The organism is Streptomyces sp. NPDC020965 (assembly GCF_044333555.1).
GTDB lineage: Bacteria > Actinomycetota > Actinomycetes > Streptomycetales > Streptomycetaceae > Streptomyces.
The window spans coordinates 1-13,926 of record NZ_JBIRRE010000019.1; the positions used below are offsets into that span (position 1 = coordinate 1).

A 13,926-nucleotide genomic window follows, 5' to 3' on the forward strand; every position below is an offset into this window, starting at 1 on the left:
GTGGTCGCGGTAGAGGTTGGTGAGTCCGCCGTGGTGGAGGACGACACCCTTCGGCCGTCCGGTCGACCCCGACGTATAGATCACATAGGCCGCGTGGTCAGGGCCCACCCCGGCGATGTCGACGGGGTCGCCTGACCACCGCGCCAGATCGTCCGCCGGATCGAGCACGAGTCGGGCCACACCAGGCAGCTCGGGTGTCCCCGGAGCCGTGATGACGCAGATGGGTGCGGCGTCGGTGAGCATGTGGGTGAGGCGGTCGGCGGGGTGGTCGAGGTCGAGGGGGAGGTAGGCGGCGCCGGCCTTGAGTACGGCGAAGGTGGCGACGACGGAGTCCGCGGAGCGGGGCACGGCGAGGGCGACGACACTGTCAGGTCGGACGCCGTGTTCGGTGAGGAGTCGGGCTACACGGTTGGCGCGCTGGTCGAGTTCGGCGAAGGTGAGTCGGGTGTCTCCGGCGATGACGGCGGTGGCGTCGGGGGTGGCGGTGACCTGGGCGGCGAGGATCTCCATGACCGTGGCCGGAGGGATCTGTCGGTCGGTGTCGTTCCACTCGGCGAGGAGTGCGCGTTCGTCGGCGTCGCGGAGTTCCAGGTCGGCGATGGGCCGCTGAGGGTCGGCGACGGCCTGCTCCAACAGCCGGATCAACCGCCCGGCCAGCCGCTCCACCGTCCCACGGTCGAACAGATCGGAGGCGTAGAACACCTCCAGATCGAGATCATCACTGTGCGCCGTGTCGGAGAACGTGAAGTCGAGATCGAACTTGGTGACACCCGGATCCACCCGGTCCACGACGGAGGGCAGGCCGAAGAGCGTGCGGATGTCCTGGGTCACCGTGCTGTGCGAGACCATCGTCTGGAAGAGCGGGTGCCGGGTGAGGGAGCGTTCCGGGTTCACCGCCTCCACCACCGCGTCGAACGGCAGATCGGTGTGGTCCAGCGCCGCCAGATCGGTCGACCGGACCCGGTCCAGCAGCTCCGCGAAGGTCGGATCGCCCGACAGGTCCGCCCGGAGCACCACCGTGTTCACGAAGAACCCGACCAGCTCGTCCAGGGCACTGTCCGCACGGCCGGCGACCGGGCTGCCCAGCGGGATGTCGTCGCCCGCGCCGAGCCGGTGCAGCAGGGCCGCGACCGCCGCGTGCACCACCATGAAGACGCTGGCGCCGCTCTCCCGGGCCAGCCGCCGCACCCCCGCCGCGAGTTCGGCCGGCAGCTCCCGGTGGACCATGCCACCGGCGTTGCTCGCCACTGCCGGGCGCGGCCGGTCGGCGGGCAGCGGCAGTTCCTCCGGGAGCCCGGCGAGCGCGGTCCGCCAGTGCGCCGCCTGCCGGGCGGCGAGGGAGGCGGTCGCAGCGCCTCCGGTGTCGGCGAGGGGGTCGGCGAGGGTGTCGGCGGAGAGGGCGAGGAGTGCGCGCTGCCAGAGGGCGTAGTCCGCGTACTGGACGGGCAGCGGGGCGAACTCCGGTGCCCGGCCATCGGATCTGGCCGCGTACGCCTGCTCCAGACCGTGCAGGAACGGCCCCATGGACCACTCATCGCTCGCGATGTGGTGCAACAGCACCACCAGGGCGTGCGCGCCCGTCGCCGGGTCCCGCACCACGGTCACCCGCAGCGGGGGTTCGGCCGCGAGATCGAAGAGGTGGCTGAGGGCGGCCTCGGCCACCTCTTCGAAGCGCGCCACGGGCGCCTCCAGGACGCGGAGCCGTACCGCTGCCTCGTCCGGCCCGAGGACCCGCTGGAAGGGTTCGCCGTCGTGCTCGCCGAAGACCGTGCGCAGGGCCTCGTGCCGGGCGACGACATCGCCCAGCGCCGCGTCGAGCGCGTCCGTGTCGAGGGCCGCGTCGAACCGGGCCACGAACGGGATGTTGTAGGTGGCGCTGGGGCCCTCCATCTGGTCCAGGAACCACAGGCGCCGCTGTGCGTACGAGAGGGGGAGCCGCTCCGGCCGGCCGCCGGCGGTGAGCGCGGGCCGGTCGGCGGTCGCGCGGTCACCGAGCCGGGCGGCGAGCGCGGCCACCGTACGGGCCTCGAACACATCGCGGATGGTGCAGTCGGTGCCGAGGGCGGTCCGGACGCGGGCGATCACCCGGGCGGCGAGCAGCGAATGGCCGCCGAGGGAGAAGAAGTCGTCGTCGGGTCCCACGTTCGCGAGTCCGAGCACATCGGCGAAGACACCTCCGAGGATCTCCTCGCGGGCGCCGCGCGGCGCCCGCGCTCCGCCGGTGGTCAGGCCGTCGAGGTCGGGAGCGGGCAGCGCCCGGCGGTCGATCTTGCCGTTGGCGGTGAGCGGGAAGGCGTCGAGGACGACGACGGCGGACGGCACCATGTACTCGGGCAGCCGCTCGGCGGCGAGCCACCGCAGCTCGGCCGGGTCGAGAGCGGCGGCAGATGTTCCGGTGACCGCGTCCGATTCCGCGCCCGGCGCGCTGTCCGTTTCCCCGCCCGGCTCGCCCGGCCGTGCCGGGGCCTGCTGGGACGACGGTGTGACATAGCCGACCAGATGCTGTGTGCCCGGGTGGTCCTCGCGGACGATGACCACCGCACGTCCCACCGCGCCGGACGCCGCCAGCGCGCTCTCGATCTCACCCAGCTCGATCCGGAAGCCCCGGACCTTCACTTGGTCGTCGGCGCGGCCGATGAAGTCGATGTGCCCGTCCGGACGGTGGCGCACCAGGTCGCCGGTGCGGTACATCCGCGCCCCCGGCGCGCCGTACGGGTCGGCGACGAAGCGTTCCGACGTCAGCGCGTACCGGCCGAGATAGCCCCGGGCGAGCTGTGCCCCGGCGAGGTACAGCTCGCCGGGCCGGCCGATCGGCGCCGGACGGAGCGCGCCGTCGAGCACATACGCCTGGGTGTTCCAGAACGGGGTGCCGATGTCCGGGGTGCCGGTGTGGTCGGCCGCGAGGGTGGTGGAGGTCGCCCAGATGGTGACCTCGGTCGGCCCGTACACATTGGTCACGGAGCGGGCGGCCCGCGCCAGGCGCTCGGCGAGATCGGCGGGGAGCGCCTCACCGCCGACGAGCACCCGTACGGTGTCGAGCGTCTCCGGCCGGCCGTCCGCCAGGAGGGCGTGCCACAGCGAGGGCGTGGCCTGCATGACGGCCGGCCGCTCGGTGTCCACCAGCGTGGCGAGCGCGGCCGGGTCCCGTACCGTGTCGCGGTCGGCGAGCACCACCGTGGCGCCGCTGATCAGCGGGGTGTAGATCTCCAGGGCCGCGATGTCGAAGGAGATGGTGGTGACGGCGATCAGCCGGTCGCCGGCCGTCAGCGCCAGTTCCTCGGCCTGCATCCGTAGGAAGTTGTCGAGTGCCGAGTGCGGGACGACGACGCCCTTGGGGCGGCCGGTCGAGCCCGAGGTGTGGATGACGTACGCCGGGTGGGCGCCGTCGATCGGCACGGCGGGCGGCTCGGGGGAGAGGTCGGCGAGCGCGGCCAGGGTGTCGGGCGCGTCGAGCACGACGGTCTCCACCCCGCGCGCCTCCGGTGCGCCGGCCGCCGCGTCCAGTGTGGTGAGCGTGCACACCGGACGGGCGTCGTCGACCATGAACGCCAGCCGGTCGGCCGGGTAGTCCAGGTCGAGCGGGAGGTAGGCGCCGCCCGCCTTGAGCACGGCGAGGACGGCGACGAGGAGTTCGGCGGAGCGCGGCAGGGCGAGGCCGACGAATCCCTCCGGGCCGACACCCCGGTCGCGGAGCAGCCGGGCGAGCCGGTTGGCGCGCGCGTCGAGTTCCGCGTAGGTGAGGGTGGTGTCCCCGGCGACGACGGCCGGGAGGTGCCCGTACTCCCGTACCCGCTCGGCGAAGGCGTCCACGACGGTACGGTCCGTGATGTCGTGAGCGGTGGCGTTCCACTCCCGTACCACCGTCCGGCGGGTCTCCGGGGAGATCAGTTCGATCCGGCCGACCGGGGTCCCCGGCGCGACGGCCGCCGCCTCGGTGAGGAACCGGGCGAATTCGGCGCAGCGGGCCGCCAGCGTCTCCGCGTCGTACGCCCGCGGGTTGCCGTCGAACTCGAAGCGGATCCGTCCGGCCGCGGCGTCGTGGTGGAGACCGAGGGTGATGTCGTCGACCGGGCCGGCCGCGACATTGTGGACGGTGCCGGGGGCGCCGGCGAAGTCGAGGGCGTTGTCGAACGCCTTCACATTGACCATGGGGCCGAGCAGCCCCTGTTCGCGGCCGACGAGCCCGAGGTCGCGGCGGATGTCCTCGGCGCGGTAGCGCTGGTGCCGGCGCAGTTCGCGGACATGGCCGGCGACATCGGCGACCAGCTCGGCCAGCGGCGCGTCCGGGCGTACGGAGACCCGCAGCGGGAGCACGTTGACGACCATCGAGGGGACCTTCAGCGCGGCTGAGCCCAGCCGGGCCATGGCGGGCAGCGACAGCAGGACGTCACGGCTGCCGGTGGACCGGTGCAGATACGCGGCGAACGCGGCGGTCACCACGTCGGCCCAACTGGCGCGGGCGGCGCGGGCGAGCGCGAGGAGTCCGGTGGTGGCCTCGGTGGAGAGGGTGGCGCCGTCGCGCAGGAAGGCGTGCGACGCGGGGAAGGAGGCCCCGCTCAGCGGCTCCGGCTCGGGACGGTCGGCCAGTCGGGCGAGCCAGTAGGCGCGGTCCTCGGCGTACCGCTCGGAGTCGCGGTAGGCCGCCTCTTCCGTGACGACGGCGTCGAGCGAGCCGAAGGGGCTGGGCGCGGGTTCGTCACCGCAGACGAGGGCGGTGTAGATCTCGGCGGCGCGGCGGGAGACGAGGGAGAAGCTGTAGGCGTCGAGCGCGATGTGGTGGGCGCGCTGGTACCAGAGCGTGCGGCGGTCGCCGACGAGGTGGAGGGAGAAGGCGTAGAGGGGTTCCGAGGCGGGGTCGGCCGGGCGGTCCATATCGGCCCGCATCCACGCGGTGGCCGTCGCGTAGGGATTGGGGGCGCCGCGGTGGTCCACGACCTCGAACCCGGTCCCGAAGGTCCCGGTTCCGGCCTCCGTTCCGAAGGTCCCGGTCTCAGCCCCGGCCTCCGGCGTCCCGGTTCCGGCTCCGACGAGCTGCCGCGGCTCGCCGTCCGCGTCCTCCTCGAACCGTACGGTCAGCGCCTCGGTCTCGGCGACCGTCAACCGCACCGCGCGTTCCAGCAGTTCCAGGTCGACCGGGCCGTCGATCTCGACGTACTGGCCGACGTTGTAGACCGGGGAGGTGGGGTCGAGCCGCTGGCCGTACCAGACACCGGTCTGGGCCCCGGTGAGGGGAAGCCGCTGGGAAGCACGCTCGGTCATGGGATCTTGCTCCAGGGATCTGACACGTCGGACACGACTGATCGGCGGGGGATCGGCGCGCGGGTGCGGGGTGCGCCACTGGGGAGGGGGAGGAGGGCCCGGGTGCCGGCCGGCGGGGCGGCACCCGGGCGGGGGGTCGACGGACCCCGTGGGGGGACTACGGGAGGGACTTCAGGATCTGCTCGAACTGGTCGAGGATCTTGACGCCCTCGGGGTAGCGGCTGACGAAGAAGCCGGGCACCGGGTGGACCTGCTTGTTCTTCGCGGCCGGGAGCGTCGACCAGTTCTTCTGCGCGATCAGGGACTTGGTCTCGGCCACGGGAGCGCCGCCCTTGCCGTCGCCGTCCACCAGGATGACGTCGGCGTCCTTGAGCTTGCCGATCTGCTCGAAGGACAGGTCGTACGAGAACTCACCCTTCGGGGCCCCCGCGACGGGGGCGAACCGGGCGCCGATGTCACGGGCGACGACACCGAGCCACGACGTCTCGGTGTAGACCGAGAACTTGCCGGCCTCGCCGGAGTTGACGATCGCGAAGTCGGTCTTGGCGAGCTTGTCGGCGTAGCCGCTCTTGATCTTGGCGATCCGGTCGTCGTACTCCTTCTTGAACTCCGCGCCCTTGTCGGCCGCGCCGGCGGCGTCGAGCACCTTCAGCGAGGCGGGCAGCAGTTCGGCCGGCTGGCCGATGGCGAAGGAGAGGACGGGCGCGATCGGCTTCAGCTTGCCGATGTTGAAGGGGACGTGCTTCGGCGAGGAGATGACGATGAGATCGGGGTTGAGCGAGGCGATCTTCTCGAAGTTCAGCTCATTGCCCTCGCCGACGATCGTCATCTTCTTGACGGCGGCCTTCTGGTCGGCCGAGAGGGCGCCCTCGTCGATGTCGGTGACACCCACCATCGGCACACCGGCGTCGAGCATCCACGCGGAGGCGTAGGAGAGTCCGATGATCCGCTTCGGCTCGGTGGGTATCTTCACCGGGCCGTCGGTCGACTGCACCGTGCGGGTGGCGGGCTTGCCGTCCTTGGCCTTGGCCGAGGTGGAGTCGCTGTCCGTGGTGGTGGAGCAGGACGCCGTGAGGGCGACGGCGACCGCGGCGACGATGCCGGCGGCGGCTCTGCGCAGACGGGGGCGGCTGCTGCCCGGAGTACGCGCGGCGGGCGTCGCGTGCGCACGGGTTCGGAACATGGGGGTTCTGCCTTTCGTGGTCCCGTCCCGGGCGGGGCGGGGTTCTCTCGCCGGAGCGAGGTGATTGGGGTGGTCCGGGACCGCGCCGGTGCGGTCGGCTCGGGACTTCGCGGCACGGGAGCCCTGAGCCTTCGCGGTGCTGATGTCCTGCGCTTTCGCGGTGCTGATCCCCGCGCCTTCGCGGTGCTGATGTCCTGCGCTTTCGCGGTGATTCCCGGTGCCTTCGCGGTGGTGGCGCCCTATGCCTTCGCGGTGCTGATGGTGAGGCCGTCGTCGGAGCGGGGGGCTGCGGCCGGGCCGTCGGCGTCGCCGGGGAAGCCCTCGCTCGTGGAGTCGTCATCGGTGTCGGTGTCGTCATCGGTGTCCTGGGGGAGCGTCGCCCGGCGCAGTCCGGGTACCGCGACCGCGATCACGAGGGCGGCCACCGCGCAGACGACGCCGTTGAACACGGCGGCTCCGGCCGGGCTGAACCACTTCGCCACCAGCGCCGCCTCGACGTCTCCGACGATGTCGCCGGTGGTGTCCTGGGTGGTGATGACGCTGACCATCCGGCCGCGCAGCCGGTCGGGCGTGTTGTGCTGGACGAGGGCGTACTCAAGGATCTCGTAGACCGTGCCCGCGGCGCCCGCGATCGCCAGGAAGGCGAAGGCGGCGACGATATGGCCGCTGAGCCCGAAGCCGATGGTCGCGAGTCCGCCGATGAAGGCCGCCGCCAGCAGCACCTTGCCGGGCCGGGCGGCCCGGTTGAGCCAGCCGCTGGTGGCGGACATGATGACCGCGCCGACCGCGGGGGCGGTGTAGAGCAGCCCCAGGGTCACATCGCTGCCGCCGAAGTGCTTGTCGACCATCTCAGGGAAGAGCACGACCGGCATGGTGAACAGCGCGGTGACACTGCCGAGGGTCAGCAGTCCGCCCACGACCTTGTTGTGCCAGGCGTACTTGAACGCGACCAGCAGCGATCCGCTGTCCTCCTCGCCCTCCTCCTCGTCGTCGTCGGGTACGGGGGGCAGCGCCCGGATGCGGGAGATCAGCAGGGTGGTGACGGCGGTGGTGACGGCCGCGAAGGCGAAGACGGGCCCCGGCCCCCAGAGGGCGAGCAGCACACCACCCAGGAAGGGGGCGGCGATGGAGCCGATCTCGCCGGTCAGCGAGATCAGGGCGCCGGCGGCGGGCAGTTGGTCGGGCCGCACCAGGGTGGGCGCGACCGCCATCAGCGCGGTGACGCTGACACCGGTGGCGATACCGTCCCAGGCGACGCAGAGGTAGATGGCCCAGAGCTGGGGATCGGAGGTGAAGGCGTTGGCGGCGAGCCCCGCGAAGGCGAGGGCGGCGGCGGCCCGCGCGCAGACGATGATCCGGCGCCGGTCCATCCGGTCGGCCATCACGCCGCCCCACAGCGAGCCGAGCAGCACCGTGACGCTCATGATCATGCTGACGATGGCGACCTGGAACGTGGACCGCGTCAGGTCGTACACCTGGGCGGAGAGGGCGACGGTCGCCATGCCGAGACCGAAGAGGGAGACCACCCTCGCGATGAAGATGGACCGGAAGTCCTTGCTGGTGCGCAGGGGCTCGATGTCGATGAGAAGGTCACGCGCTGACACGGGGTGCTCCTGTCGCGGCCTGGTCCATGGCGGCGTCCGCCCGGTCCTTCGTGAGAGAGGGGGCCGGTGCCGGCTCCTCGGCGGTACGGGACCGGCGGGCCAGCGGAAGCACCAGCGGGGTGTCCGTCTCGGGGTCGGTGATGATCCGGCAGCGCAGCCCGAAGACCTCTTCGACCAGTTCGGCGGTGACGATGTCGCCCGGGGCACCCTGGGCGACCACCTCGCCGTCGCGCATGGCGATCAGATGGGTGGCGTAGCGGCAGGCGTGGTTGAGGTCGTGCAGCACGGCGACCACGGTCCGCTGGCGCTCCTCGCGCAGTTCGGCGCAGAGGTCGAGGACATCGACCTGGTGGGCGATGTCCAGGAAGGTGGTGGGCTCGTCCAGCAGCAGGATCGGGGTCTCCTGGGCGAGTGCCATCGCGAGCCAGACGCGCTGGCGCTGGCCACCGGAGAGTTCGTCCACGAGCCGATGGGCGAGTTCGGTCACGCCGGTCGCGCGCATCGCCGAGACCACGGCCGCATCGTCGTCGGCCGACCACTGGCGCAGTAGCTTCTGGTACGGGAACCGGCCGCGCGCCACCAGGTCCGCGACGGTGATGCCGTCGGGCGTGGTCGGGGACTGGGGGAGCAGTCCCAGGTGCTGGGCGAGCGACTTGGGGGACATGGCGGCGATGGGCCGTCCGTCCAGCAGGACCGCGCCCTCCTGCGGCTTGATGATCCGGGCCAGCGCGTGCAGCAGGGTGGATTTCCCGCAGGCGTTGGGGCCCACGATCACCGTGAGCGATCCGTCGGGAATGCCGATACCGAGCTTCTCGGCCACGACACGCCGGTCGTAGGCGAGGGTCAGGCCCTCGGCCCGCAGCCGCTCAGCCATGAGTGTGTTCCTCCGTTGAGATCCAAGTGCCTCCGGCCGGCCGCGATGGGCGGTGGTCCGGGGCGGGTGGCCCGCTGCCCCGTGGGGGAGGGCCGTCGATCCGGCCGTGGGCCGGTCAGTGACGCGCCGTCAGGCGCCGGTGGCCAGGAGCTCGGCCCACTCGTTGAGGGTGGGCCGCTCGGCGAGGTCGACGAAGCTGATCCGCGCGCCGTCGGCGCGCCAGTTCTCGACCAGGGTCATCAGCCGGATCGAGTCCAGGCCCTGTTCGATAAGGCTCTCCTCGGGGGAGACGTCCTCGGCGTCGATGTAGAGGATCTCGGCGACGTCGCGGGTCAGCCGGTCCAGGGTGAAGGCGGTCGCCTCGGGGGCCTCGGGGCCGCCGGGGGCCGCCGGTGCGCGCGGAGCCTCCGGGGCGGTGGGCGTGCCGGTGGTACCGAGTGAGTCGGAGGTACCGGGTGAGTCGGTGGTACGGAGCGGGTCCGGTATGGACGCTTCCTGATGGGCCGTCTCGGCCATCGTCTCTGTTCCTCTCCCGACGGAACTCCGCGAGCCGTCGGCGGAGTTTAGGTAAGGCTCACCTAACTACTTTCGGTCGAGCAAAGTCAAGCCGGGTGACACGACCCCGCGACCGCTCGCGACCGGCCAACTTCCCCTGAAGGTCCTGCTGGTGGGTCGGTTCGGAGGGTGTCGTAAAATGGTCTCGATTAGGTAAGCCTTGCCTAAGATTATGGCGCTGCCGCAGGACAGTCCTTGAGGGCGTCCATGGGTGATATCGGCGATTCCGCCGCGCGCCGCCGCCCGCAGGTTCGCGCCATCGTCGTCGTGTGCCGCCGCGCGGCCGGTGCGCCGTCGCACCCCGTGGACCGAGCAGAAGGAATCCCATTGACCACGGTCGTACCGCATCCCGTCGTCCCGTTGGCGCACTCCCGGGTACGGCGGGCGTGTGACCAGGACGCCCAGGCCCTCCACGCGCTGTCCCGGCCGTTCGCCGACCAAGGGGCGCTCCGTGAACGCCCACTGGCGCTCTACGCCGCCGACGCCGCCGACTTCCTCGTCGTGGCGAGCGACGACGGCACTCTCGCCGGCTGTCTCGGCCTGCGGGACCAGGCGTGGGAGCCCGGGCCCCCAGGGGGTGTGCTCTACAACTTCTGTGTCGCGTCGCACAGTCAGGGCCGGGGCGTCGGCTCGGCCCTGCTGCGTGCCGCGCTGACGGAGGCGGCGGCGCGGTCGCTGCGGGCGGTGTTCACGGCGACGAGCGGCGGGGGCGAACTCTTCCTCCGCCACGGATTCAGCGCGGTAGAGCACCGGTTCGCCCCGGTGGAGTGGGTGAACGCCCTCGACCCCCGGCGCGGCTCCCGGGTACTCGCCCGCACGATTCCGGCCCGCCGCCCCTGACCCGGGCGCCACCTCTGTCCTGACCCGTACGGCACCCCCGCCCCGTACCCCCGCCACTCTCCGCCTCGCGTGACCACCCCCCGCGTGACCACCCCTCGCGGGTGAACGGTTCGCGGGTGAACGGCTCGCAGACCAGCGGCCGGACCGGAAGAAGGCTCTTCCGGTCCGGCCGCTGGTGCGTGCGCGGGAGTCAGCCGGTGGTCAGCCCTTCGCCACCAGGCTCGCCGGGCGCATATCGGTCCAATGGGTCTCCACGTACTCCGCGCAGCCCTCCCGGGAGTCCTCGCCGTGCACCGTGGTCCAGCCCGCCGGGATCTCGGCGAACGCCGGCCACAGCGAGTGCTGGTTCTCGTCGTTGACCAGCACGAGGTAGCGGGCGTCGGCGTCCTCGAAGGGGTTGGTCGCAGTCATGAGGGTGTCTCCTGTGTCTCTCCGCCGTGCGTGGTGCCGGCCGTTTCGCCGCCGTGCTCGATGCCGGCGGTCGTGATCAGATCGGTGATACGTGTGGTGAGGGCCCGCGCCTCGACATCGGTGAACAGCCCGCCGGCCCAGCGCCAGCGCAGGACCGGGCCCGATGACCCGTCGCCGGGACGTACCCGGAGTTCCAGCGGCCCCGCCACGGGCGGTTCCACACCCAGCGGCGCCAGGGCCGCCCGCAGCGCCGCCCGTTCGTCCGGCGACACCCGGGCCCAACCGGGCGCGGGAGCCTCGGGGCCGTCGTGATCGGCGCCGAGCCGCGTGTAGCGGACGACGGCGCGCGGCGCGTCCGCGAGGAAGGGCGCGGTCTGGGCGTTGAGATGGCGGAGCTGCTCATGGCCCCGCCCCCCGTCCGGCACTCGGGCGAGTGCTCCGGCCGCCCGCCGCCGCGCCCCGGCCGGATCGGGACCGGTGGGGTCGATGCGCACCGGATGGATGGTCGTCAGCCCTCCGACGGGTCCGGACGTCCCGACCGTACGGGGCGGTTCGACCGCGACGAGGAGTCCGGGCCCGGTGTCGTCGCCGCGCAGCCGGGGCTCGTCGACGGCCGCGAGGGCGAGGGCCCCCAGGACCGCGCCGTCGAGCGCGCCCGCCCCGGCCGGACCGGGCCCCCGGCCGGGCGCCCCGCCCGCCAGAACCGTCTCCCACTCCAGGTCCGGCCCCTCCGGTGCCGGTGCCAGCCCTGGTGTCGGTGCCGTGGTCGCGCGACCCGGCGTCCCGAGAACCCCCCGCCAGTAGGAGAGTTCCGTTGCCCGTGCCCGCCCGTGGGCCTGGTCGAGCAGCTCGGCCGCCAGGCTCCGCAGCCCGTGCCGTACGGTCGCGTACGGCGGCTCCCGCCCCCCGGCCAGGGTGGCGTGGAGGGCGGCCAGATCCACGATCAACGGCGCCCAGGAGGCGTCGTCCACCGCGAGCCGGTGTCCCGTCAGCAGCAGCCGCCCGGGTGCGTCGGGGCCCGCGTCGAACCAGACCGCGCGCAGCACCACACCCCGGGCGGGATCCAGCGCCAGGGCGGCGGCCCGGGCCTCGGCCGCGATCAGCCGCGCCCGCGATGCACCGTCCACCCCGTCGATGTCCACCCGGCGCAGCGTGTCCGGATCGACCACGGCCGGAGCGACGGCGGACGGCAACACCTCCTGGCTCCAGACCTCCTGGCTCCAGCCCTCCGGACGCCAGCCCTCTTGGCTCCAGCCCTCTTGCTTCCCGCTCTCCCGGCTGCCGGTCTCCGCGCTCCCGAACTCTTGGCTCCAGCTCTCCGGCCCCGGGCCCGCCACGGCTCCGGCCGCTCCCCGCACCCGGTGCAGCCGCAGCCGCAACGACGCGTGGGTACACGCGAGTCGGGACAGCGCCCGGCGCAGCGGCCGGATCCCGAGCCCGCCGGGAACCTGGAGCAGCACCGAATCCTGAAGCCGCTCGACCGGAGCCCCCGACTCCCGCAGTCGGTGCGCGGACGGCAGCAGCGGCAGCCCGCCCGCCTCCTCGCCGAAGTGCCCGGCGGCCCGTTCCACGGACCCGAACGGATCATCGTCGGCCTCGATCGCGGCGATCACACCGGCGTTGTCGAGCAGGGCGATATCGGCGAGCCGGGTGGTGGGCGCGGCGCTCAGCCGCCGCAGCAGATCGGCGCAGCGCCGGGCGTGCCGGGTCAGCGTCTCCTCGTCGTACAGCGCCGGATTGGCGTCGAAGTCGAGGCGCAGCCGCCCCCCGGCGAACCGGACGGCGGAGATCGAGAAGTCGTCCACCGGACCGGAGGCGAGGGTGACGATATGGCCCGGTACGCCGGCGAAGTCGAGTTCCGTGTCGAACGGCCGCAGATTGAGCAGCGGCCCCGGCAGCCGACCGCCACTCGCCGACCCGCCCCCGGAACCCGGACCCGACCCGTCCCCGGAACCCGGACCCGACCCGTCCCCGGAGCCGGGTCCTGCCGTGGCACCCGGATCCGATCCGTACCCCGGGCCCGACCCATCCCCGTCCCCCCGACCCGACGTGGCTCCCCGCCCCGGCCACAGTTCGCGGGCGATCTCCTCGCCCCGGAACCGCTGGTGGGCGCGGATTCCGGCGAATTCGCGGGCGGTGCGCCCCAGCAGCGCGCCGAAGGTGTCGTCGTCGCCCATCGGGACCCGTACGGGCAGTATGTTCACTGCCATCCCGGGGACCCGCAGCGTGCCGGGCGCGGTCCGGGCCATCGTGTACATCGCGAGGACGGCGTCATCCGTGCCGGTCTCCAGCCGCAGTTGGACGGCGACCGTGGCGGCCACCGCCTCGGCCCAGGTGGCGCGCGCCGTCCGGGCCGCGGCACCGATCGCGGCGGTCGCCCGGCGGTCCAGCACCACCGTGTGCCGCAGCGCGGTGTCGGACGGCGGCGCCGAACCCTCGACGAAGCGGGTGGCCGCGGGTCCGTCGGCGTACCGGGCCGCCCAGTGCGCCCGGTCGACGGCGTACCGCTCGGAGTCCCGGTAGGCGCGTTCCGCCTCGACCAGCGCGGTGACCGGGGCGAACGGCGAGACGGGCAGCGGGGTGCCGCGCAGCCGCGCCGTGTACACCTCGGCGATACGGCGGGTGAGGAGGGCGACTCCGTAGCCGTCGACGGCGAGGTGGTGGAAGTACTGGAACAGCAGATGCCGTTGTGGCGCGACCGTCACCAGCACGGCGCCGGTGAGCGACGGAGCCGCCCGCCCGGCCGGGGTGTCGCCGGTCGCCAGCAGCAGATCCAGTCGGGGCGGGCAGGCGAGCTGTTCCCGGACGAGTTCCACGGCGGCGGCCGTCGGATCGTCCGCGCCGGAGGTGTCCAGCCGGGGCAGCCGCCAGCGCTCCGCGTCGAACGGAACGGGCTCCTGGAGGAACCGGCCGCCCTCGTCCAGGACCCGGAAGTGCAGCCAGGGCGCCTCCCCGAGGGTGTGCCGTACGGCGTCCTGGAGCACATCGAGGTCGACCTGGCCGGTCAGCTCGGTGTACTGGCCCACGTTGTAGGCGGCGTTGCCGGGGTCGGCGCGCTGCGCGGCGAGCACCTGGGCCTGGGCGGCGGTGAGCGCCACCGGCCGGGTGGTCGTCGTACGGGTCGAGTCTGGCATGTCGTCTTCCGGTGCTGGGTTCCCGATGGCTTCCGCCGATACGGATCACGGCTGGGGTCTTTCGTT

Annotated in this window: 8 protein-coding genes; 1 reads left to right on the forward strand and 7 read right to left on the reverse strand. The window is 72.9% G+C overall.

Annotated elements, in window-relative coordinates:
* The 5 genes from ACH4S7_RS35300 to ACH4S7_RS35320 form a co-directional block, all read right to left on the reverse strand.
* Window positions 1–5,259: amino acid adenylation domain-containing protein (locus ACH4S7_RS35300; protein ID WP_398525506.1), on the reverse strand; the 5,259-nt coding region annotated here is incomplete at its 3' end.
* Between the two features lie 157 nt (window positions 5,260–5,416).
* Window positions 5,417–6,442, reverse strand: coding sequence for an ABC transporter substrate-binding protein (locus ACH4S7_RS35305; RefSeq protein ID WP_398525507.1), 1,026 nt, complete (start codon window positions 6,440–6,442; stop codon window positions 5,417–5,419).
* Window positions 6,443–6,681: 239 nt separating this feature from the next.
* Window positions 6,682–8,046 (reverse strand): enterobactin transporter EntS, encoded by a 1,365-nt coding sequence (gene entS / locus ACH4S7_RS35310; RefSeq protein WP_398525508.1) that lies wholly within the window; start codon window positions 8,044–8,046, stop codon window positions 6,682–6,684.
* The gene (locus tag ACH4S7_RS35315; protein ID WP_398525509.1) at window positions 8,033–8,920 is read right to left on the reverse strand and encodes an ABC transporter ATP-binding protein; all 888 of its coding nucleotides are present in this window, start codon (window positions 8,918–8,920) and stop codon (window positions 8,033–8,035) included. The genes entS and ACH4S7_RS35315 overlap by 14 nt, the downstream gene beginning before the upstream one ends.
* A 129-nt stretch (window positions 8,921–9,049) precedes the next feature.
* Window positions 9,050–9,436: a phosphopantetheine-binding protein gene (locus ACH4S7_RS35320; protein WP_398525510.1), complete on the reverse strand. Its 387-nt coding sequence runs from the start codon at window positions 9,434–9,436 to the stop codon at window positions 9,050–9,052.
* Window positions 9,437–9,802: 366 nt separating this feature from the next.
* On the opposite strand from ACH4S7_RS35320, the gene ACH4S7_RS35325 reads away from it, so the two are divergent.
* Window positions 9,803–10,315, forward strand: a complete 513-nt coding sequence (locus tag ACH4S7_RS35325) for a GNAT family N-acetyltransferase (RefSeq protein ID WP_398525511.1) — start codon at window positions 9,803–9,805, stop codon at window positions 10,313–10,315.
* Between the two features lie 201 nt (window positions 10,316–10,516).
* Here the strand turns inward: ACH4S7_RS35325 and ACH4S7_RS35330 are convergent, their stop codons facing one another.
* Both ACH4S7_RS35330 and ACH4S7_RS35335 read right to left on the reverse strand, forming a co-directional pair.
* Complete coding sequence (locus tag ACH4S7_RS35330; protein ID WP_398525512.1) at window positions 10,517–10,726, reverse strand: MbtH family protein; 210 nt, start codon at window positions 10,724–10,726, stop codon at window positions 10,517–10,519.
* Window positions 10,723–13,860, reverse strand: a complete 3,138-nt coding sequence (locus ACH4S7_RS35335; RefSeq protein WP_398525513.1) for a condensation domain-containing protein — start codon at window positions 13,858–13,860, stop codon at window positions 10,723–10,725. Before ACH4S7_RS35335 ends, ACH4S7_RS35330 begins: the two co-directional genes overlap by 4 nt.
* Window positions 13,861–13,926: the final 66 nt, after the last annotated feature.

What these genes read in the sequence shown, in the direction of transcription:
- ACH4S7_RS35305 (WP_398525507.1), bottom strand. Translation starts at nt 6,442, where the DNA reads ATGTTCCGAACCCGTGCGCACGCGACGCCCGCCGCGCGTACTCCGGGC.
- ACH4S7_RS35315 (WP_398525509.1), bottom strand. Translation starts at nt 8,920, where the DNA reads ATGGCTGAGCGGCTGCGGGCCGAGGGCCTGACCCTCGCCTACGACCGG.
- ACH4S7_RS35320 (WP_398525510.1), bottom strand. Translation starts at nt 9,436, where the DNA reads ATGGCCGAGACGGCCCATCAGGAAGCGTCCATACCGGACCCGCTCCGT.
- ACH4S7_RS35330 (WP_398525512.1), bottom strand. Translation starts at nt 10,726, where the DNA reads ATGACTGCGACCAACCCCTTCGAGGACGCCGACGCCCGCTACCTCGTG.
- ACH4S7_RS35335 (WP_398525513.1), bottom strand. Translation starts at nt 13,860, where the DNA reads ATGCCAGACTCGACCCGTACGACGACCACCCGGCCGGTGGCGCTCACC.